This window comes from Morganella morganii H1r (assembly GCF_000633515.1).
Classification (GTDB): domain Bacteria; phylum Pseudomonadota; class Gammaproteobacteria; order Enterobacterales; family Enterobacteriaceae; genus Morganella; species Morganella morganii_B.
The window spans coordinates 64,494-84,723 of the sequence record NZ_AYMP01000024.1 but is presented as its reverse complement, the minus strand read 5'-3'; the positions used below and the strand labels follow the sequence as shown (position 1 = coordinate 84,723).

Genomic DNA, 20,230 nt, shown 5'->3' with positions numbered 1-20,230 from the left:
TTGGAATGAAGATATACATAATACATTGATAATAATGGATATGTTGTATTGAATCAGACGTAATTAAACGTGTGGTAAGCGGACGTCCGTTCCGCCAGATTACAGAAGCCCTGACAACAATGTCAGGGCTTTTCTGTTTTTACGCTGCATAATCACCCTGTATCATTATCATCCCGCGCTATTACCTTTCTTATCATTTTGATAATACGTTGTGACCACACTCATACTTTATGTGAATAAATAATGTTCAGGTGCTGGCACATATCTTGCTGTTTGTTTTCCGTAACCGGTTGCGCGGCCGTCGCCGCTGTGCCGGTAAAAACAATAAAACCAATCACAGAGGTTGTATTTATGAAAACAAACACCGGGAGTGATGAAGTCAATGAAATGATGCCGATGCGGAAACTGTTTCCGTATGCTGTTCAGCATATTTTTGCCATGTTTACCGGCACCATTGCCGTGCCGATAGTAATTTCCCAGGTTCTGAAACTGTCGCAGGAAGATACCACCCTGCTGATTGCCGCCGCGATTTTTGTTTCCGGCGTGGGGACACTTATCCAGTCACTGAGTATCACCAAATATGTCGGTGTCAGTCTGCCGCTGATCCTCGGCACCTCGTTTGTGGCGATGCCGCCGGTTTTTATTATCGCCTCGCGGTTCGGCGGGGGACTTGAATCACTGCCTTATGTTTTCGGCGGGACACTGGTTTCCGGTGTGCTGTTGTTCTTTCTCGCGCCGCTGTACGGAAAAATCGCTTTCTTATTCAAACCAATAGTGATCGGTTGTTATCTTATTATGCTCGGTGTTTCCCTGTTGCCGGTTTCGTTTTCCGGCATTGTCGGTTATCCGGGGGATGCCTCCTACGGCGACCCGGCCGGTATTTTTCTCGGCGTGCTGACTATCACGGTGATTGTGCTGTTAAACCGCTTCGGTAAAGGCGCGCTGCGGGAAATGTCGATTCTTATCGGTCTGATCGTGGCCACTCTGGTGGCGGTGGTGATGGATATGGTCAATTTTGGTCCGGTGAGCAGCGCCGGGTGGTTTTCGTTTGTCCGTCCCGCCCATTACGGCATTCAGTTTGATCTGACCGCCATTATTCTGATGTTCCTCGGTACCTTTATGGCCACTCTGGATTCTGTCGGTACTTTCTCCACTGTCGGCCGTCTGTGCAACCGCTCTATGGAAGGTAATGCCCTGAATTCCCCGATGCGCGGGGAAGGGGTGGCGGTGACCATTTCCGGGCTGTTTAACTGTACGCCGCTGACCTCCTTTATTAACAACGCGGGGGTGATTATTATTTCCGGTGTGCGCAGCCGTTATGTGACCGCGTGCAGCGGCGTGATCCTGATTATCCTCAGCATTATTCCCAAATTCTCCGCAATTGCGACCATGATCCCCGCTTCGGTTTTCGGCGGTGCAACCCTGGTGATTTTTGCCTTTATTACTGTGGCGGGGATAGACACACTGACAAAATCCGTCGATATGACCAAAATGGGCAATATGATGGTGGTCGGGATTTCAGTCAGTGTCGGGCTGATGTTTAACGGTCAGCGGGAAGCGCTTTCTCAGCTGCCGGAAATGCTGCGGATTATTCTTTCCCAGGGCGTGATAGTGACCTTTGTTCTGGCTATCGTGCTGAATCTTTTATTCAACTTTGACAGTGTCATCGGTAAAAAAGAGAAACCGTAATATCTTCGTCTGCCGGTAAGCGGAATTTTTCCGCTGCCGGCAGGAAACTCCCGCCATCCGCCGGATAAGCGCACAGAATGCGGTATTTCCGCTTGCTATTCATTGTGGTAATCGGGTTTAATAGGTCACTTCCGCTGTTGCGCAATACCTGGTGCTAAAACGATTTAGTCAGCGAAAATGCCGCCTGTGCGAAGTATTTTTCTGTCCTCAGACACGCCTCGCCTGACGTCTTATTGTTGCCTTTTCAGCCCCGACCCTTTGCCTCTGACCGGTGATAAGGATTGCCATCCGTGCGCGGCACTGCGAAAATAGCCTGTATCTGCTTTTTATCCGAACCTGGAGTAGACAATGACCTCTCGTAAAACTCTTGCTAATGCGATTCGTTTCCTGAGCATGGACGCGGTGCAAAAGGCAAATTCCGGACACCCCGGCGCACCAATGGGCATGGCTGATATCGCGGAAGTACTGTGGCGCGACTATCTGAAGCACAACCCGTCAAACCCGCACTGGAGTGATCGTGACCGCTTTGTGCTGTCAAACGGCCACGGCTCAATGCTGATTTACAGCCTGCTGCACCTCACCGGGTATGATGTATCGGTGGATGACTTAAAAGCCTTCCGTCAGCTGCATTCCAAAACGCCGGGTCACCCTGAATACGGTTACACACCGGGCGTGGAAACCACCACCGGCCCGTTAGGCCAGGGTATCGCAAACGCAGTCGGTTTTGCTGTTGCGGAACAGACACTGGCGGCGCAGTTCAACCGTCCGGGTCACGATATTGTTGATCATCACACCTACGTCTTTATGGGCGACGGCTGTATGATGGAAGGGATCTCCCACGAGGCCTGCTCTCTGGCCGGTACCCTGAAGCTGGGTAAACTGGTTGCCTTCTATGATGACAACGGCATTTCCATCGACGGTAATGTTCAGGGCTGGTTCACTGACGATACCGCCAAACGCTTTGAAGCTTACGGCTGGCACGTTGTACGCGGCATTGACGGTCACAACCCTGACCAGATCAAAGCAGCCGTTGAAGAAGCCAAAGCGGTTACTGACAAACCATCCCTGCTGATGTGCAAAACGGTTATCGGTTTCGGTTCACCGAAGAAAGCCGGTACTGCGGATGCACACGGCTCTCCGTTAGGTGATGCGGAAATCGCCGCTACCCGCGAAGCACTGAACTGGCCGTATGCGCCGTTCGAAATCCCGCAGGAAATCTACACGGAGTGGGATGCGAAGAAAGCCGGTGCTGCCGCTGAATCTGAGTGGGATGTGAAATTCGCTCACTACGAAAAAGCCTTCCCTGAACTGGCCCGCGAATACCGCCGCCGTGTAAACGGTGAACTGCCTGCACAGTGGGAAGCTGACGCAAACGCCTTCATTCAGAACCTCCAGGACAACCCGGCCAGCATTGCCAGCCGTAAAGCATCACAAAATGCACTGGAAGCGTTCGGTAAAGTGCTGCCTGAATTTATGGGCGGTTCCGCTGACCTGGCACCGAGTAACCTGACCATGTGGTCCGGCTCTGCGCCAATCAATGAAGACAAAGCGGGTAACTACATTCACTACGGCGTGCGCGAGTTCGGCATGTCTGCCATCATGAACGGTATCGCCCTGCACGGCGGTTTCATTCCTTACGGCGCGACCTTCCTGATGTTCGTTGAATATGCCCGTAATGCGGTGCGTATGGCGGCTCTGATGAAGATCCGCAGCATCTTCGTTTACACTCATGACTCTATCGGTCTGGGTGAAGACGGCCCGACTCACCAGCCGGTTGAGCAAATCGCCAGCCTGCGCGTGACACCAAACATGAGCACATGGCGTCCGTGTGACCAGGTGGAATCTGCGGTAGCCTGGAAATACGCGATTGAGCGTAAAAACGGCCCGACATCCCTGATCTTCTCCCGCCAGAATCTGGCACAGCAGCCGCGTACTGCGCAGCAGCTGGCAGATATCGAAAAAGGGGCGTATATCCTGAAAGATTGCGCAGGTCAGCCGGACGTGATCCTGATTGCAACCGGTTCTGAAGTGGAACTGGCCGTGAAAGCATACGAGCAGCTGACAGCCGAAGGCCGTAAAGCGCGGGTGGTTTCCATGCCGTCCACCGATGCATTCGACAAACAGGATGCCGCTTACCGTGAATCTGTTCTGCCGTCAGCCGTGACTGCACGTGTTGCTGTCGAAGCGGGTATTGCCGATTACTGGTTCAAATACACCGGTATGCAGGGTGCCATTGTCGGCATGCATTCATTCGGTGAATCTGCACCAGCCGGTCAGCTGTTCAGTGAATTTGGTTTCACTGTTGAAAATGTGGTTTCTCAGGCGAAAGCCCTGCTGAAATAATCTGCTGATACAGATTCTGAAAGCGCATTCCGGTTTTTTTGACCGAATGCGCTTTTTTTGTTTTTGCTCCTCTGACTGTCTTGCGATCTTTTTTCATTTAGCATAACCTGTCTTCATTAAGCTGAACCGTTTCAGTAGTAAGGGTATTATGATTGTGCCGTAAAGGATAAAAAAGATTACGGTTTCTATGATAAATACCCCGTACAAAAACCCGTGAGTTCGTTATTCTTAGTCCGCTGATAATTTGGCTATTTCTGAGGATACTATGACAATAAAAATTGCAATCAACGGGTTTGGGCGAATCGGGCGGAGTGTGCTGCGGGCGTTGTATGAAACCGGGCGTAACACGCAGATTACCGTTGTTGCTATTAATGAGCTGGCGGATTCCGAAGGTATTGCACACTTACTTCAATATGACACAAGCCACGGGCGCTTTTTTAAACCGGTACAGCTGACAGATAAAAATACACTGAAAGTCGGTGATGACACTATCCGTATCCTGCATGAAGCGGATATTCATCAGTTACCCTGGGCGGAACTGGGTGTGGATGTGGTGCTGGACTGCAGCGGCGTGTACGGCTCCCGTGATGACGGGCTGGCACATATCGCTGACGGTGCGAAAAAAGTGCTGTTTTCCCATCCCGGCGGTAACGACCTGGATGCCACCATTGTCTACGGTGTTAACCATGACACACTGACGGCGCAGGATAACATTGTATCGAATGCCTCCTGTACCACCAACTGCATCATTCCGGTGATAAAATTACTGGATGAGGGATTCGGTATCGAGTCCGGTACAGTGACCACCATTCACGCGGCGATGAATGACCAGCCGGTGATTGATGCGTATCACAGTGATTTGCGGCGCACGCGGGCGGCCGGGCACTCCATCATACCGGTGGATACCAAACTGGCTGCGGGGATCCGGCGGATTTTCCCGAAATTTGAAGATCATTTTGAGGCGATTTCAGTCCGGGTGCCTACAATTAATGTGACGGCGATTGATTTGAGCGTCACCGTAAAAAGTAATGTCACCACGCAGGATGTAAACCGCCTTCTGCAAAACGCAGCGACAGGGGCATTTCGTGGTATAGTGGACTACACAGAGTTACCGTTAGTCTCGGCGGATTTTAACCATGATCCGCACAGTGCTATCGTTGACGGTACCCAGACCCGCGTCAGCGGACAGCATCTGATAAAAATGCTGGTCTGGTGCGATAACGAATGGGGCTTTGCGAACCGTATGCTGGATACCACTCTGGCAATGGCTGAGGCTGGTTTTCACTGAGGGACGGCGTGCCCCGGCAGAAAATTGAACACAATTTAACTGATAAGAGAATCAACAAGAGGATTCACCATGTCCGTAATTAAGATGACCGATCTGGATCTGGCGGGTAAACGTATTTTTATCCGTGCTGACCTGAACGTTCCTGTCAAAGATGGCAAAGTTACCTCTGATGCACGTATCCGTGCCTCGCTCCCGACAATCGAAGCCGCACTGAAACAGGGTGCCAAAGTCATGGTGACCTCTCACCTCGGCCGTCCGGTTGAAGGGGAATACAACGAAGAGTTTTCACTGAAACCGGTTGTTGATTATCTGGCAGATAAACTGAGCTGCCCGGTGCGCCTGGAAAAAGATTACCTCAACGGCCTTGAACTCAATGCCGGTGAGCTGGTGGTACTGGAAAACGTCCGCTTTAACAAAGGCGAGAAAAAAGACGACGAAACCCTGTCAAAACAGTATGCATCACTGTGTGATATTTTCGTGATGGATGCATTCGGGACGGCTCACCGCGCCCAGGCATCGACTCACGGCGTGGCAAAATTTGCACCTGTTGCCTGTGCCGGTCCGCTGTTATGGGCGGAACTGGATGCACTCGGCAAAGCACTGGATAATCCGGCGCGTCCGATGGTGGCGATTGTCGGCGGTTCTAAAGTGTCCACCAAACTGACCGTACTGGACTCTCTGTCCAAAATCGCGGATCAGATCATCGTCGGCGGTGGTATTGCCAACACCTTTATTGCAGCGGAAGGGCACAATGTCGGCCGTTCACTGTATGAGGATGACCTGATTCCGGAAGCGAAAAAATTACTCAGCAGCTGTGATATCCCGGTACCGGTTGATGTCCGTGTGGCGACTGAGTTCTCAGAAACCGCAGAAGCGGTGCTGAAATCAGCCAATGACATCAAAGATGACGAACAGGTACTGGATATCGGTGATGAATCCGCACAGCACCTGGCTGATATCCTGAAAAATGCCAAAACCATTCTGTGGAATGGCCCGGTAGGCGTGTTTGAGTTCCCGAACTTCCGTAAAGGGACTGAAATCGTGGCTAACGCCATTGCTGACAGTGACGCATTCTCTATCGCAGGCGGCGGTGATACCCTGGCGGCTATCGACTTATTCGGCATTGCGGACAAAATCTCTTACATCTCTACCGGCGGCGGCGCATTCCTGGAATTCGTCGAAGGCAAAAAACTGCCTGCCGTTGTCATGCTCGAAGAACGTGCAAAACAGTAACAGTCATAATCAGATGACAACAACGGGCAGTGTGAGCTGCCCGTGACAACTTCCGAAAGACCAATACAGGAAATTTGATATGTCTAAAGTTTTTGATTTTGTAAAACCCGGTGTCGTCACTGGCGATGATGTTCAGAAAATCTTTGCGGTAGCCAAAGAGAATAATTTTGCACTGCCAGCGGTAAACTGCGTCGGGACAGACTCGATCAACGCCGTATTGGAAGCGGCGGCCAAAGTCCGTGCGCCTGTTATTGTTCAGTTCTCAAACGGTGGTGCCGCATTTATCGCCGGTAAAGGTTTTAAAGGCGAAGGTCAGCAGTCTGCGGTTCTGGGTGCTATCTCCGGTGCGCATCATGTGCATCAGATGGCGGAATATTACGGCGTGCCGGTCATTCTGCACACTGACCACTGTGCGAAGAAATTACTGCCGTGGTTAGACGGCCTGCTGGATGCCGGTGAAAAACACTTTGCCGCAACCGGTAAACCGCTGTTCTCTTCTCACATGATCGACCTGTCAGAAGAGTCACTGGAAGAAAACATTGAGATTTGCAGCAAATACCTGACCCGTATGGCGAAAATCGGTATGACCCTGGAAATCGAACTGGGCTGCACCGGTGGTGAGGAAGACGGCGTGGATAACTCCCACCTCGATAACTCCGCTCTGTACACCCAGCCGGAAGACGTGGCGTACGCTTATGAAAAACTGAATGCCATCAGCCCGCGTTTCACTATCGCTGCATCATTCGGTAACGTACACGGCGTTTACAAGCCGGGTAACGTGCAGTTAACACCAAAAATTCTGCGTAACTCTCAGGACTACGTCTCTGAGAAATATAACCTGCCGCACAACAGCCTGAATTTCGTTTTCCACGGCGGTTCCGGCTCCACTGCAGAAGAAATCAAAGAAGCTGTGGGTTACGGTGTGGTGAAAATGAATATCGACACCGATACTCAGTGGGCAACCTGGGAAGGTATCCTGCACTACTATCAGAAAAACGAAGGTTATCTGCAGGGCCAGCTGGGCAACCCGGAAGGCGAAGACAAGCCGAACAAAAAATACTATGACCCGCGTGCATGGTTACGTGCCGGTCAGCAGACAATGATCGAACGTCTGGAAAAAGCATTCAAAGAGCTGAACTGCGTTAACGTTCTGTAATTTGTTGCGTGAATAATAAAATCGCCCGGTATTTTACCGGGCTTTTTTTACGGATTATTTTTTCTGCTGACTTTCATTTCGCCGGATTATCGATTCAATTAACTCATCGATATGAAGGTTGACCAGCATCTCTACCGCGTCACTGCGGGTTTTACCGGACAGCATGGATAAATGCGCTATTTTCCGGATTGTTGTGCCGGTCAGTGACAGCGATACCGCTTTCTTCTTCTCTTTATCCAGTGACACCTTCCCGCAGTAATACACCGATTTCTGCCCGTTATGGCTCTCCAGCTCTTCACTCATCTTTTTCAGTGTTTTGCGATCCAGTGTGCCCGGATCAGTCATTTCATAGGTGTGTGAGGCTTTGCGGTAGCGGATTTCTGCCGACCAGGTATCACGTAACTCTTTGAAAGTACGGGTCAGAGTTGCCTCTGAGCAGCGGAGTGTCGCCAGGATTTCATCTGACGGAACCGGTTTTCCGGCACCGAGCAGGGTTGCCAGGGTGAATAAACGAACCTGTCGTGTGCTTAATTGCATAGTCTGGGGACACCTGTATAAAAACAAAGAGACAGAGAAGCTGTTATGCCGGAAACAGCGGTTCCGCATAACAGTTCTATTTAATCAGCTGGTCAGGATATATCAAGGTATTCAGATATAATAGTGCAGGATATTCAGTCTGATGATATTTCTGTCCTCAGTTTCAGCCGTTTTGTGTTTTAAACGGCTGTTCGTCCGTTTTTCGCTGTGCGATCCCGTACACCCGGGCACGGGCCAGAATGGCCGATGCCCAGCGCCGGTGTGTCGCCGGCTCACACATGGCTCCCTGTGATTTGAATACCGCCTGTGTGGAGTTGAGGATCCGCAGTGCATCCGCGTGCTCATCGGCGGAGACCCGCAGTGCCTGCTCAATCACCGCCACCTGATTCGGATGGATCGCCGTTTTGCCCGTAAGTCCGTGAGCGATATCCAGCGCCAGCTCCCGCGTCATGACATCGTGATCATCAATATGCTCGCAGACCGGAGCGGTCATGGCAAAATCGTGCGGGGCAAATACAGAGACCAGCATTTTTATCACATAACCCATCGGGCCGTCATACAGGGTGAGATGGCGCGGGCGGCGCAGGGAGATCACATTCATCAGGTCATTTCCGCCGATACGCAGTGCGATGATTTTGTCATGACAGGGATGGGATTTGAGTACCTGTGCCAGCTCGCGCATCTGTACCACATCACAGACTTCTTCTGTTTCCAGGGTCGGCATCATACACAGCGGGGTATCCTGTACCACCTGCCACCAGACCGGCAGCGTTTTCTGTGTGAATTTCGGCAGTACCAGCCCGTCAGCGGCACTGAGGTCGCAGTGCCCGCGCAGCCACAATCCCATTTCCGGGTTGCGCGGGCGGATAAAGACCAGCGGCCAGTTCTGGTTTCCGGCACGCTGTTTCTCCGCTGTCAGCGCGGCCATAATGCTCTGTAAATTATTCAGTGCCTGCGGGATATCCGCTTCACTGACCGCATCTTCCAGACAGATAATCAGTGAACGCAGCCCGCTGATTTTATTACTGATAATCACATCCGTGATATCGGTGCGGGTGGCGGGCATATAGAGTGAGGCCCCTAAATTCCACGGGGAGAGACGTCGGGTCATGGTGATACCTTCCTGATAATAGTGACGGCGCGGTACTGCCCGAGGGCGTCGCCGGCTTCCGTGATAGCGATCCCTTTCTGACGGGTGAGATAAAGCAGTAATTCCACATCCGGCTCTGTACAGTCACGCACAAAGACATGATCCGGCACCCGGCGCAGAACGGCGCGGGTGGCTTCGGCAATGCCGGGTTTGATTCTGTTCAGATCGGTGACACCGCAGCGTTCAGCCAGTGCAGTGATCACCGCGCGGCTTTTTTCGCGCAGTGCGGTTTTGGTGTCCGGATCGGGAAAGGCGGCGGCAGGGACAGCCGTATACTGAGGGCGTAAGGCCGCAACGGTATCGGTGAGTGTCCGGCTGCACTCATAAGGTTGTAAGTGCTCACAATGCACACAGCCGTGCGGGCCGGTATCTGACCAGACTGAGCGGGAGATAAGCCCGGAAACCGGGGCTCCCATAATCCCGGAGGGGATCAGCCAGTCATCATCCGCAGCGGAGAGCCAGGCGCATCCGGCAGGATCGGCCAAAACCACCAGACGCGGATCGGCCGGGTAGCCGGGTCTGTCTTTCAGAGAGCGGATCAGTTCACCGGTGATAGCGCCTTTGCCTGTCCAGCCATCAACAAAGACAATACCGGTGGTGCCGTGATGGTGTTCGATCCATTCCAGTGCCGCCGTATCAATACCGCGATCGCGGATGATACTGATGCCGTAATGGTGTGAGGTTTTTCCCGCATCACGCAGCGCCTGATGCAGCATCACGCCTAACGGTACACCGGCGCGGACCAGGCTGACCAGCACAACCGGCTGATCCGCAAAATAATCACCCAGTGTGCGGGCAAGGGAACTCACATCCCGTGCCAGCCGGGGGGCGCCTTTTTTCAGTGCGCGGTTAAACAGATCAAGATGCCAGTCCGTGGGGGCGGGCTCCTGGCTGAGCATATCAGAATAGTGCTTCTGTCCGGACTGGATAAGCTGCTCTTTCACATCCACCGGGGTCATATCAATGGTAACCGGCCGGAGCAGAAACTGCACATCATCCGGCAGATAACTGCCTGAGAACGGAGGGAAATTATACATCGGATACCTCACTGAAAATCCGGGCGGCGACCGCCTCCGCAAACTGACAGCGGGACGGCATCCCGAACCAGGTGCAGTGTTTCATAAAGCGGTAATCACTCAGACTGTCGCCGAGGCCGATAACCGGAAAAGTGCCGCGCTCTGCCCGTAATAACGCCAGCAGGTGCGTAACAGCATGGCCTTTTTCCACCGGGTCCGGCAGCCAGGCGATATTGTTGCCGTTGCGGTGGATGTAAAACCCGTCCGCCGGAAACTGTTGTTCAATCTCTGCGGCAACGGCATACAGTTCCGCTGTGCGGGTGCTGTCAGTGTGCTTCATCACCAGATAGACCGGTACATCATCGTATTCATCATTAATACGCGCCCGGGCATCAATACCGCGCCCGGCCATCATGTCAGTACAAAACTGCTGAAGTGACAGCAGGCGTTCACGGTAAGGGGCGAGGGCGGCCAGCATCTGAGACTGCCAGACCGGCTCCGGCGAGCCGTCCGGTTGCAGGATCACCGCGCCGTGTGTGGTGATCGCATACGAACGGAACGGGATAGTGACACGGCGGAGTTCTTCCGTCCCGCGTGCTGTAACCGGAATGAGATCGGCATGTGCCAGCAGCCAGTCTGTCAGCATAGACTGTTCTTCGGTCATAAAACTGCGCGGCTGCAATGTGCGGTCAACGGCACCGGCGCGGAACGGTGTAAGTGCCTGCTCCTGCGTCATTTTGCGCTTTGTCTGGAACAGGGTGTCATCCAGATCGCTCAGGATCACCGGTTTAGTCGTCATAAATTACCTCCGTCAGCGGCGCGCAGCGGGCCAGTGCCTGTAATAACTGCGGATCAAACGCCGCCGGATCCGTTTCGGTGCACAGCAGAATGCGGTCAAATGACTGATGTGCCACGTTGTAGAGATAATTGGGGATCCCCAGTCCGTAGTTATCCGTGAAGGAAATAACAGATTCAATAGCACCGCCGGGGGCTATCGGGGAGCGGGTCAGGGCACTGAATTTTACATCAGCCCCGGCCTCTGCCAGCCGTTCCGCCAGCAGGAACGGTTCCCGGACAAATTCCCCGGAACCGAGCACCAGGATCCGCTCACCGGGTGCTGCCGTCATCGTGCAGCCAAAATCGGTGTGCGGATCATGCAGACCGAGCCGTACCCGTGTCTGCGGACGGCGGATTGGCACGGCTCCCGCCGCGCTGACATTCACATCCGGCATCTCCGGCAGGGGCGCATCCGGATCCGCTTCCCAGTGCCAGCTGCCGCTGACAAGAGAGACATGCCGCAACGGCAGACCGTGCTGAACGGCGGCAGGACTTTCCCGCCAGTCAGTCAGTGTGACAGTCACAACCTGTTGTAAATCAGGCAGCTGCCCGCTTTCATACAGTGCGGTCAGCAGATTGGTAAACGTATTGCCGGTGGTGGCTTCGTCATCAGCCAGCACCAGGGTTTTTGCCTGTTGCAGCCGGGTTCTCAGTTGCGGATCGGCCGGGAAATAGAGCAGATGATCGGTGGCGTGGCTGTGATTCTCTTTAAATTCACACAGCAGTTCGCCGTCCGCCGGATGGCGGGTGGAGGAGAGATACAGGGATTCCGGATACTGACGGCGGATTTCGCTGTATACCCCTGCTCCCAGACCGACAGCGGTTTCCGCCATACCGATAACCAGCAGCGGCTGCGGCAGATCCTGCGGGAACTGCTCACTGAGGCGGCGGTAAACACCACGCATAATTTCCGGCTCCACCGGGATATGGCGGCCCAGCACTTTGCTGACAAACAGAAATGCCCGTTTCGGGTTACGCCGCTCCGCTATTGCGAACAGCGCATCCAGCGTTTCCGGGGTGGCATCGCTGCGGACTTCCAGCGTGCCGGTTGTCAGTGTGAACCGGTGGCAACCGGGACGGGTAAAACCGGGCATAGTGACCTCAGTGTATTGCATTGTTCAGGGCAGACGGGTAGCTGACGGCTTCGGTCAGCGGGCGGACAATTGCCGGACGAAATGCAGTGCGGTCATATTCTCTGACCTCATCCGCACTGAGCAGCCCGATACTGTGCAGGGCAAACAGGCCCGGCAGATTCACCCCGCTCAGCGCGGTATAACCGATACCGCCGGACGGTCGCATATTGATTTCCAGCAGCAGCGGCTGCCCGTGATGGTCATGGCGGGTCTGCACATTCACCAGCCCATCGGCCTTCATTACCCGCGCACAGGCGCAGGCCAGTTCAAATGCGGCGCCGTCATGTTCAAGGTATTGCAGGGAACCCTCTTTGCGCCGCGCAACAGCAGCCAGCACTTCACCGTTATCAGCCAGAATATCTGCGGAATACTCCGGGCCGGGCAAATAAGGCATCAGTACCTGCGGGGCGCATTTTTTCGCGCTTTCAAGGGCGGACAGATACTGCTGCGGTGTGGTGAGCCGCCGTTCAGGGTTTGTGAACATGGCCATCGGCTGTGCATTGTCATCAAACTGCCAGAAACCGGCACCGTAAATGCCCTGAACCGGTTTAATGCACAGCGGCAGACCCGGAAACGGGGAACGGGTGAGTGCATCACGCAACTGCGCCGCAGAGGTAACCGGTACAGAAGGCACAACCGGCAGGTCGTGTGATGCCATCTCAGCAGCAAAGCGGATTTTATCATCCGCCACGGCGTAATCAGACAGAGAGGCGACACCGGTTATCAGCCGGGTGCCGGCAGCTGTGATAGTGTTTCTGTGCGTTTCAAACCACGCGGTATTCCGCCCGGCATGGATTGCCTGAATACTGTATTTTTCCGTAACAGACAGGATAAGCGCCAGCCGATCGTTATCGTCAGCCGGTTCAGTCAGGGAATAATCCGCCTCTGACAGGATCTCGTGACGGGGATGCCGGTGAGAGGCAAAGATCGTGAGATCAGCCTGTAATGTCTGCGCGAACAGCCTGATATTCCGGATCAGATCACGCTGGGAGGAGAGCCCTTCCGTCAGCCAGATCGCATGCGCCATTATTGTTTATTCCTGTTCTGTTTTATCCGATAGATTAGGAGCGAGTTTATTTAGGGTTAATTAACATGTCAATCATATTATGATTATGTTTTGATTGACAATCCGCTGACAAAATCCGACATTGTCTATAATTTTCAATATCATTATTTTTAAGGTAACTATATGTTTAAATTGTATTATTAATTTATATCGAAATATATCTTGCCAAAGAACTCCGTCATGATATGATTTTTTAAAATTCATTATCACCAGCATCTGTTGCCGGGTTTTATCTCCCGTTTAAGGAATGAAAATATGGTTTCATTGACGAAAAATCAGACGGTATCTCTCAGCAAGGCATCTGCCGCATTAAATCAGCTGCATTTCGGTCTCGGCTGGGATCCTGTTCAGAAAAAGAAAGGTTTTCTCGGTTCGCTGTTCGGCGGCGGTAACGATTCCATTGATCTGGATGCCAGCTGCATCCTGCTGGATAAAAACGGTCGTATTCTCGACACCATCTGGTTCCGCAAACTGAAATCAGATTGTAAATCCGTGATCCACGAAGGGGATAACCTGACCGGCGAGGGTGACGGTGATGATGAAGTGATCCGCGTGGATCTTAACCGTCTGCCGCAGAATACCGAATATCTGGCTTTTACGGTGAACAGCTTCCGTGGTCAGACATTTAATGATGTGGAAAATGCTTTCTGCCGTGTGCTGGATCAGAGTGGTAAAGAGCTGGTGCGTTATCAGCTGAATGAGCAGGGCTCACACACCGGTATCGTGATCGCCTCCCTGTGCCGCAGCGGTGGTAAGTGGAACTTTACCGCACACGGTACCGCATGCCGCGGCCGCACGATTGACGACATGTCTTCTGACATCGTCAGTACGGTGGTGCGCTGATGAACATGACGCCCGGGGCGAATGCGCCCGTTCCGCTGAAAACACTGCGGGTGACGGTGCTGTCCGGTGCGGCGGCGGATGCCTCTGCATTCCGTCTGTATGCTGACGGCAAAGTGCAGGGCGATCCGGATATGGTTTTCTACGGCCAGCCGCAGAATGATGACAACACCATCAGCTGGCAGCAGAACGGCAACAATACCGTCTTTACGGTGGATGTCAGCCGTCTGCGTCAGGATGTGCAGAAAGTCGCGTTTGTGGTTACCTGTGACGGCGGACAGACTGTTGCCGGTCTGCGCAGCCTGGAAGTTCAGGTTGAGGCGGATCGCGAAAAACGGCTCAGCGGCATTGTGGATACCGCCGGTCGTCAGGAAGCGGCACTGATCCTTGGTGAACTGTACCGCCGTAACAATGAGTGGAAATTCCGTTTTGTTGCCCAAGGCTTCAACGGCGGACTGAAACCGCTGGCGGAACACTTCGGGGTGGATGTGGCGGCAGAATCCGCACCGGCACCATCGCCTGCACCAAAACCGGCAGAAAGCAAAATCAGTTTAAGTAAGATATCGCTGAGCAAAGAAAAGCCGTCAATCAGTCTGAGCAAGCGGGATAACTTCGGTGAAATCCGCATTAATCTGAACTGGCACCGGGATGCTCAGAACAGCCGTTCCGGGGGCTTTCTCAGTAATGTGTTCGGTGGCGGTAACAAAGGGATTGACCTGGATCTGGGCGCATTCGTTGAGTTACAGAATGGTCAGAAATCGGTAATTCAGGCACTGGGTAATGCATTTGGTGATTACCGGCGCGAACCGTTTATTCAGTTGCAGGGTGATGATCGCACCGGCGCGGTTTCAGAAGGTGAGTGGTTGCATATCAACGGCGGCGAGTGGAAACATATCCGTCAGATCCTCATCTACGCCTTTATTTATCAGGGCGTACCGAGCTGGGACAAAACCGATGGCATGGTGACGGTCTTTGTACCGGAGCAGCCGCCGGTGGAAACCCGGCTGACAGAAGGGGACGACCGCCGCACCATGTGCGCGATTGCCCGGCTGGTCAATGAGAACGGGGCGATAACAGTCGAACGCCTTAACCGTTTCTTTAAAAATCAAAGCGATATGGATGAAGCATTCGGGTGGGGTTTCCGCTGGAAAGCCGGGTCGAAATAATTTAAGTGAGGATACAGCAATGAGTATACTTAACCGGGTCAAAAATGCGTTTAATTCAGGCCGTGAAGAGCTGACAAAACAGGTCAGCCGTTTCAGAAACCGTAAGTTTATGGAAGGCACAATCGCTGTCTGTGCGCGTATCGCGGTTTCCAGTGACGGGGTCAGCGCGGAAGAAAAACAGAAAATGATCGGTTTTCTGAAATCGTCCGAAGAACTGAAAGTATTTGAAACTGAAGAAGTTATTACATTTTTCAACAAACTGGTCACCAGTTTCGATTTTGACATGGAAATCGGCAAAGGTGAAACCATGAAATATATCCTGGCGCTGAAGGATCAGCCGGAAGCAGCGCAGTTAGCGGTGCGTGTCGGGATTGCAGTCGCGAAGAGTGACGGTAACTTCGATCAGGATGAGCAGAAAGCAGTAAAAGAGATCGCCGCTGCCCTGGGGTTTGACCCGGCAGAATTCGGTCTCTGATTTTTATACCTAAGGGTTAATTATGGAATCAACACATATCGGTTTTCCGGTGGAAACAGTCACTGTTTTCGTCGTCCTCGCAATCGGTGCGATTTTTATTGATTTGTTTATGCACCGGGGCGATAAGCCGGTTTCACTGAAAAATGCGGCAATCTGGTCTGTTTTCTGGGTTGCTGTGGCAATGGGTTTTGCCGGGTTTCTCTATATCCACCACGGTTCAGAGGTTGCGAGCCTGTTCGTCACCGGTTATGCGCTTGAGAAAGTGCTGTCGGTCGACAACCTGTTTGTGATGATGGCGATTTTCTCCTGGTTCTCGGTTCCGGATCGTTTCCGCCACCGTGTGCTGTACTGGGGCATTATCGGGGCTATTGTTTTCCGCGGGATTTTCGTGGCGATAGGGACCGGTCTGCTGAGCCTGGGGCCGTATGTGGAAGTGATTTTCGCCCTGATCGTCGCCTGGACCGCCGTCATGATGCTGCGTAACCGCGAAGAGAAGGAAGAGATTGAAGATTACTCACAGCACATTGCTTACCGGATGGTGAAAAAACTGTTCCCGATCTGGCCGAAACTGAGCGGACACGCCTTCCTGCTGACTCAGAAAGAAGTGGATGCCGAGCTGGCAAAACCGGAGAACAAAGACGTCACTATCGGGCGCGGTAAAAAAGCCGCTCTGTATGCCACGCCGCTGATGCTGTGTGTGGCGGTGGTGGAACTGTCCGATGTGATGTTTGCGTTTGATTCCGTACCGGCGATTATCGCCGTGAGCCGTGAGCCGCTGATTGTATACAGCGCCATGATGTTCGCGATCCTCGGCCTGCGTACCCTGTATTTTGTCCTGGAAGCACTGAAGCAGTATCTGGTTCACCTGGAAAAAGCAGTTATTGCGCTGCTGTTCTTTATCGCGGTGAAACTGGGTCTGAATGCGACAGACAGCCTCTGGGGTCACGGATTACATATTTCGGCCGCCAGCAGCCTGTTCGTGGTGCTCGGGGTTCTGGCACTGGGTATTATCGCCAGCTTTGTTTTCCCGGAAAAAACGGAAAGTGCGGATAAGTAATTATCCGCCGCCCGTCACTGATTTAACTAAGGAGTAAGTGAAATGAGCGTTTCTCTTTCTAAAGGTGGTAACGTGTCGCTGAGCAAAACAGCCCCTTCAATGAAAAACGTCCTGATTGGCTTAGGCTGGGATGTTCGTTCCACAGATGGTCAGGATTTTGACCTTGATGCCTCTGCATTTTTGCTGACCGCCGCCGGTAAAGTGCGTGGTGATGCAGACTTTATTTTCTATAACAACCTGCGTTCATCTGACGGTTCAGTCACCCATACCGGCGACAACCGCACCGGCCAGGGCGATGGTGATGATGAATCCCTGATCATCAAACTGGATATGATTCCGGCGGAGATCGACAAAATTGTCTTCGTGGTCACTATCCATGACGCGCAGACCCGCCGTCAGAGCTTCGGCCAGGTATCCGGCGCCTTTATCCGCCTGGTCAATGATGACACCAATACCGAAATCGCCCGTTATGACCTGACCGAAGATGCCTCCACTGAAACCGCGATGCTGTTCGGTGAACTCTACCGTCACGGTGCCGAGTGGAAATTCCGTGCTGTCGGCCAGGGCTATGCCGGTGGTCTGTCATCAGTCTGTGCGCAGTACGGTATCAACGCATCCTGATTATTTTTTCAGCGGGCTGATAACCAGCCCTCTTTATAACCCGCAGCAGGAGTCCGGAAATGGCAGTTTCTCTTACAAAAGGCGGTAACGTCTCCCTGACCAAAGAAGCCCCGTCAATGAGCGTGGCAATGGTTGGTCTGGGCTGGGATGCGCGTGTGACTGATGGTCAGGATTTTGACCTCGACGCATCGGTATTTATGGTGGGTGACGACGGAAAAGTATTATCCGACAGCCATTTCATCTTCTTTAATAACAAAACCAGCCCGTGCGGCGCGGTGGAACACCAGGGCGACAACCGCACCGGAGAAGGCGATGGTGATGATGAGCAGGTAAAAATCAGCCTGAATACCCTTCCGGCGGATGTGAAAAAACTGGTCTTCTCCGTCACGATTTATGATGCGGAAGCCCGTAAACAGAACTTCGGTATGGTCAGCAACAGCTTCATCCGTATCTGTAATAATGATAACGGCAGTGAAATTGCCCGTTTCGACCTGTCTGAAGATGCATCAACAGAAACCGCAATGGTCTTCGGTGAGCTGTACCGTCATGGTACTGAGTGGAAATTCAAAGCAGTCGGCCAGGGCTTTGCCGGTGGTCTGTCTGCATTAGCGTCTCAGCACGGTGTTAATATTTAATTATTGATATCAGTGGGTTGCCGTAAAAAATGCCCTGTCCGTCACGGACAGGGCATGCTGCGTTTACAAATCCGGCCGGGAGATTACTCGACTCCTGCTGCTTCCCCGGCCGGGCGGCGCACATCATTGGCGCCGTACAGATAACCTTCCCGCACCTTACCGGACACGGCGGCATCATTGCCGGAAGAATCCGCGCTGACCCCGGCGGCACCCGGTAATCCCACCATAATCAGCTCGGCGGCGCCCCACGGTGTCTGCTCAACCATCTTATAACCCATTTTATCCAGCAGATTCAGTGAGTCTTTTGACACACCGCGCTGCTCGTAATACACCTCATCCGGCAGCCACTGATGGTGGATACGCGGCGCATTCACGGCTTCCTGCGGTGCCATGCCGTGGTCGATAATATTCAGCGCGGTCTGCAGGGTGATAGAGATGATCCGTGAGCCGCCCGGCGAACCAAGCACCAGGAAAATCTTACCGTCTTTGGTGACAATGGTCGGGCTCATGGAAGAAAGCGGACGTTTGCCCGGGGCAATTGCGTTGCGCTCACCCTGAACCAGGCCGTACATATTCTTCTCACCGATTTTGGTGGTGAAATCATCCATTTCATCATTGAGGAAGAAGCCGGTGCCCGGCGGGATCACCACCGCACCGAAACGACCATTGATGGTATAGGTGGTGGAAACCGCATTACCTTTGTTATCCACCACGGAATAGTGTGTGGTTTCCGGTTTTTCATGCGGACCGGTACCCGGCTGCACCTGAGCAGAAGGGGTGGCTTTGCCCGGAATGATTTCTTTGCGCAGCTCTTCCGCATAGGCTTTGCTGGTCAGTTTTTCGGTCGGGTTTTTCACAAACGCCGGGTCACCGAGGGAAGTATTGCGATCCATATAAGAATGGCGCATCGCCTCTGTCAGAGTGTGGATATAATCCGCCGAGTTAAAGCCCATTGCTTTCAGATCATAACCTTCCAGAATATTCAGGGTCTGGCAGATAGTCACACCGCCGGAGCTCGGCGGCGGGGCGGATATAAACTCATAACCGCGATAGGTACAGGTGACCGGCGCGACCTCAGAAATGGTGTAATCTGCGAAATCTTTGGCTGTCAGCTTACCGCCGCCTGCCTGAGAGGCTTTTTCCACGATTTGCGGGATATCACCTTCATAAAAGGCGGAAGGGCCTTCTTTGGCAATGCGCTCCAGGGTATTGGCCAGATCGGTCTGAATCAGACGGTCGCCCGGCTGAAATGCGGAGCCGTCAGGTTTAAGGAAAATCCGCGCAGCTTCCGGATCCTGCTTAAAACGGGCGGTGGTGGTATCCAGCACATCGGTATCCGCGCGGGTCAGGATAAAACCGTCACGGGCCAGTTTGATCGCCGGAGCCATCACCTGCTCCCGCGTCATGGTGCCGTATTTTTCCAGGGCATAATCGAGCCCTTTTACCGTTCCCGGCACCCCGGCGGCGAGGTAGCCGTACAGGCTGGCATCTTTGATCAGATTACCGTCTTTATCGAGATACATATCCGCAGAGGCGGATGCCGGGGCCGTCTCACGGAAATTGATGAAAATATTTTTTCCGTCTGCCAGATGCAGGGTCATAAAACCACCGCCGCCGATATTACCGCAGCAGGGATTCACCACTGCCTGAGCGTAGCCGACAGCCACCGCCGCATCCACCGCGTTACCACCGGATTTCAGAATATCGGCACCGGCCTGTGATGCCAGATGCTGGGAAGAGACCACCATCCCGTTGCGGGCTTCAGCGGCGGGTTCGGAAGCAGCGTACAATTGCGGGGAAAGCAGCAGAGAGAGCAGAAGAACAGGTGTTTGCCATGGTGTTCGCATTATTATCTCCGTTGATCGTGCAGGGTTTTGTATGATGAAGTGATTGACTATTTGTTAATTAATAGTTAATTAACGTATAGCAGGGATACTAATATTTGAGAAATGGCGTGCGGGAAAATGTGAAACCGGGCAGAAAAGCAG

The 20,230-nt window shown here is 53.0% G+C and carries 18 protein-coding genes; 11 read left to right on the top strand and 7 right to left on the bottom strand.

Annotated features, from left to right (window positions below; all coding sequences use genetic code 11):
• The first annotated feature begins 351 nt into the window (after window positions 1–351).
• The 5 genes from U868_RS0114740 (at window position 352) to fbaA (ending at window position 7,709) form a co-directional block, all read left to right on the top strand.
• Window positions 352–1,689: a uracil-xanthine permease family protein gene (locus U868_RS0114740; RefSeq protein ID WP_025153961.1), complete on the top strand. Its 1,338-nt coding sequence runs from the start codon at window positions 352–354 to the stop codon at window positions 1,687–1,689.
• Between the two features lie 348 nt (window positions 1,690–2,037).
• Window positions 2,038–4,032, top strand: coding sequence for a transketolase (tkt, locus tag U868_RS0114735; RefSeq protein ID WP_025153960.1), 1,995 nt, complete (start codon window positions 2,038–2,040; stop codon window positions 4,030–4,032).
• Window positions 4,033–4,297: 265 nt separating this feature from the next.
• A complete protein-coding gene (gene epd, locus U868_RS0114730) occupies window positions 4,298–5,320 on the top strand; it encodes an erythrose-4-phosphate dehydrogenase (RefSeq protein WP_025153959.1) in 1,023 nt (340 codons plus the stop codon).
• A gap of 69 nt (window positions 5,321–5,389) precedes the next feature.
• A complete protein-coding gene (gene pgk / locus U868_RS0114725) occupies window positions 5,390–6,553 on the top strand; it encodes a phosphoglycerate kinase (protein ID WP_025153958.1) in 1,164 nt (387 codons plus the stop codon).
• 79 nt (window positions 6,554–6,632) lie between these two features.
• A complete protein-coding gene (gene fbaA, locus U868_RS0114720; RefSeq protein WP_025153957.1) occupies window positions 6,633–7,709 on the top strand; it encodes a class II fructose-bisphosphate aldolase in 1,077 nt (358 codons plus the stop codon).
• 54 nt (window positions 7,710–7,763) lie between these two features.
• Here fbaA and U868_RS0114715 read toward each other — a convergent pair whose 3' ends face one another.
• The 6 genes from U868_RS0114715 to U868_RS0114690 all read right to left on the bottom strand — a co-directional run bounded on the left by U868_RS0114715 (window position 7,764) and on the right by U868_RS0114690 (window position 13,409).
• The gene (locus tag U868_RS0114715; protein WP_025153956.1) at window positions 7,764–8,246 is read right to left on the bottom strand and encodes a hypothetical protein; all 483 of its coding nucleotides are present in this window, start codon (window positions 8,244–8,246) and stop codon (window positions 7,764–7,766) included.
• Between the two features lie 163 nt (window positions 8,247–8,409).
• A complete protein-coding gene (locus tag U868_RS0114710; protein ID WP_025153955.1) occupies window positions 8,410–9,357 on the bottom strand; it encodes an HpcH/HpaI aldolase/citrate lyase family protein in 948 nt (315 codons plus the stop codon).
• Window positions 9,354–10,433: a cysteine protease StiP family protein gene (locus tag U868_RS0114705; protein ID WP_025153954.1), complete on the bottom strand. Its 1,080-nt coding sequence runs from the start codon at window positions 10,431–10,433 to the stop codon at window positions 9,354–9,356. The genes U868_RS0114710 and U868_RS0114705 overlap by 4 nt, the downstream gene beginning before the upstream one ends.
• Entirely contained in the window at window positions 10,426–11,211 is a 786-nt protein-coding gene (locus tag U868_RS0114700; RefSeq protein ID WP_025153953.1) for a hypothetical protein, read from the bottom strand. The genes U868_RS0114705 and U868_RS0114700 overlap by 8 nt, the downstream gene beginning before the upstream one ends.
• Entirely contained in the window at window positions 11,201–12,343 is a 1,143-nt protein-coding gene (locus U868_RS0114695; protein WP_025153952.1) for a phosphoribosyltransferase domain-containing protein, read from the bottom strand. The genes U868_RS0114700 and U868_RS0114695 overlap by 11 nt, the downstream gene beginning before the upstream one ends.
• Window positions 12,344–12,350: 7 nt before the next feature.
• Window positions 12,351–13,409: an ATP-grasp domain-containing protein gene (locus tag U868_RS0114690; protein WP_025153951.1), complete on the bottom strand. Its 1,059-nt coding sequence runs from the start codon at window positions 13,407–13,409 to the stop codon at window positions 12,351–12,353.
• Between the two features lie 294 nt (window positions 13,410–13,703).
• On the opposite strand from U868_RS0114690, the gene U868_RS0114680 reads away from it, so the two are divergent.
• From U868_RS0114680 to U868_RS0114655, 6 genes are read left to right on the top strand one after another with little or no spacing between them, the layout of a single operon-like run.
• Entirely contained in the window at window positions 13,704–14,291 is a 588-nt protein-coding gene (locus tag U868_RS0114680; RefSeq protein ID WP_025153949.1) for a TerD family protein, read from the top strand.
• Window positions 14,291–15,454: a TerD family protein gene (locus U868_RS0114675; RefSeq protein WP_025153948.1), complete on the top strand. Its 1,164-nt coding sequence runs from the start codon at window positions 14,291–14,293 to the stop codon at window positions 15,452–15,454. The genes U868_RS0114680 and U868_RS0114675 overlap by 1 nt, the downstream gene beginning before the upstream one ends.
• A gap of 19 nt (window positions 15,455–15,473) precedes the next feature.
• Window positions 15,474–15,929: a tellurite resistance TerB family protein gene (locus U868_RS0114670; protein WP_025153947.1), complete on the top strand. Its 456-nt coding sequence runs from the start codon at window positions 15,474–15,476 to the stop codon at window positions 15,927–15,929.
• Between the two features lie 22 nt (window positions 15,930–15,951).
• Entirely contained in the window at window positions 15,952–16,986 is a 1,035-nt protein-coding gene (locus U868_RS0114665) for a TerC/Alx family metal homeostasis membrane protein (protein ID WP_025153946.1), read from the top strand.
• Window positions 16,987–17,028: 42 nt separating this feature from the next.
• Window positions 17,029–17,607 (top strand): TerD family protein, encoded by a 579-nt coding sequence (locus U868_RS0114660; protein WP_004238854.1) that lies wholly within the window; start codon window positions 17,029–17,031, stop codon window positions 17,605–17,607.
• Window positions 17,608–17,666: 59 nt separating this feature from the next.
• Entirely contained in the window at window positions 17,667–18,242 is a 576-nt protein-coding gene (locus U868_RS0114655; protein ID WP_004235930.1) for a TerD family protein, read from the top strand.
• An 83-nt stretch (window positions 18,243–18,325) separates the two neighbouring features.
• On the opposite strand, the gene ggt is transcribed toward U868_RS0114655, so the two are convergent.
• Window positions 18,326–20,089, bottom strand: a complete 1,764-nt coding sequence (ggt, locus tag U868_RS0114650) for a gamma-glutamyltransferase (RefSeq protein WP_029991206.1) — start codon at window positions 20,087–20,089, stop codon at window positions 18,326–18,328.
• Window positions 20,090–20,230: the final 141 nt, after the last annotated feature.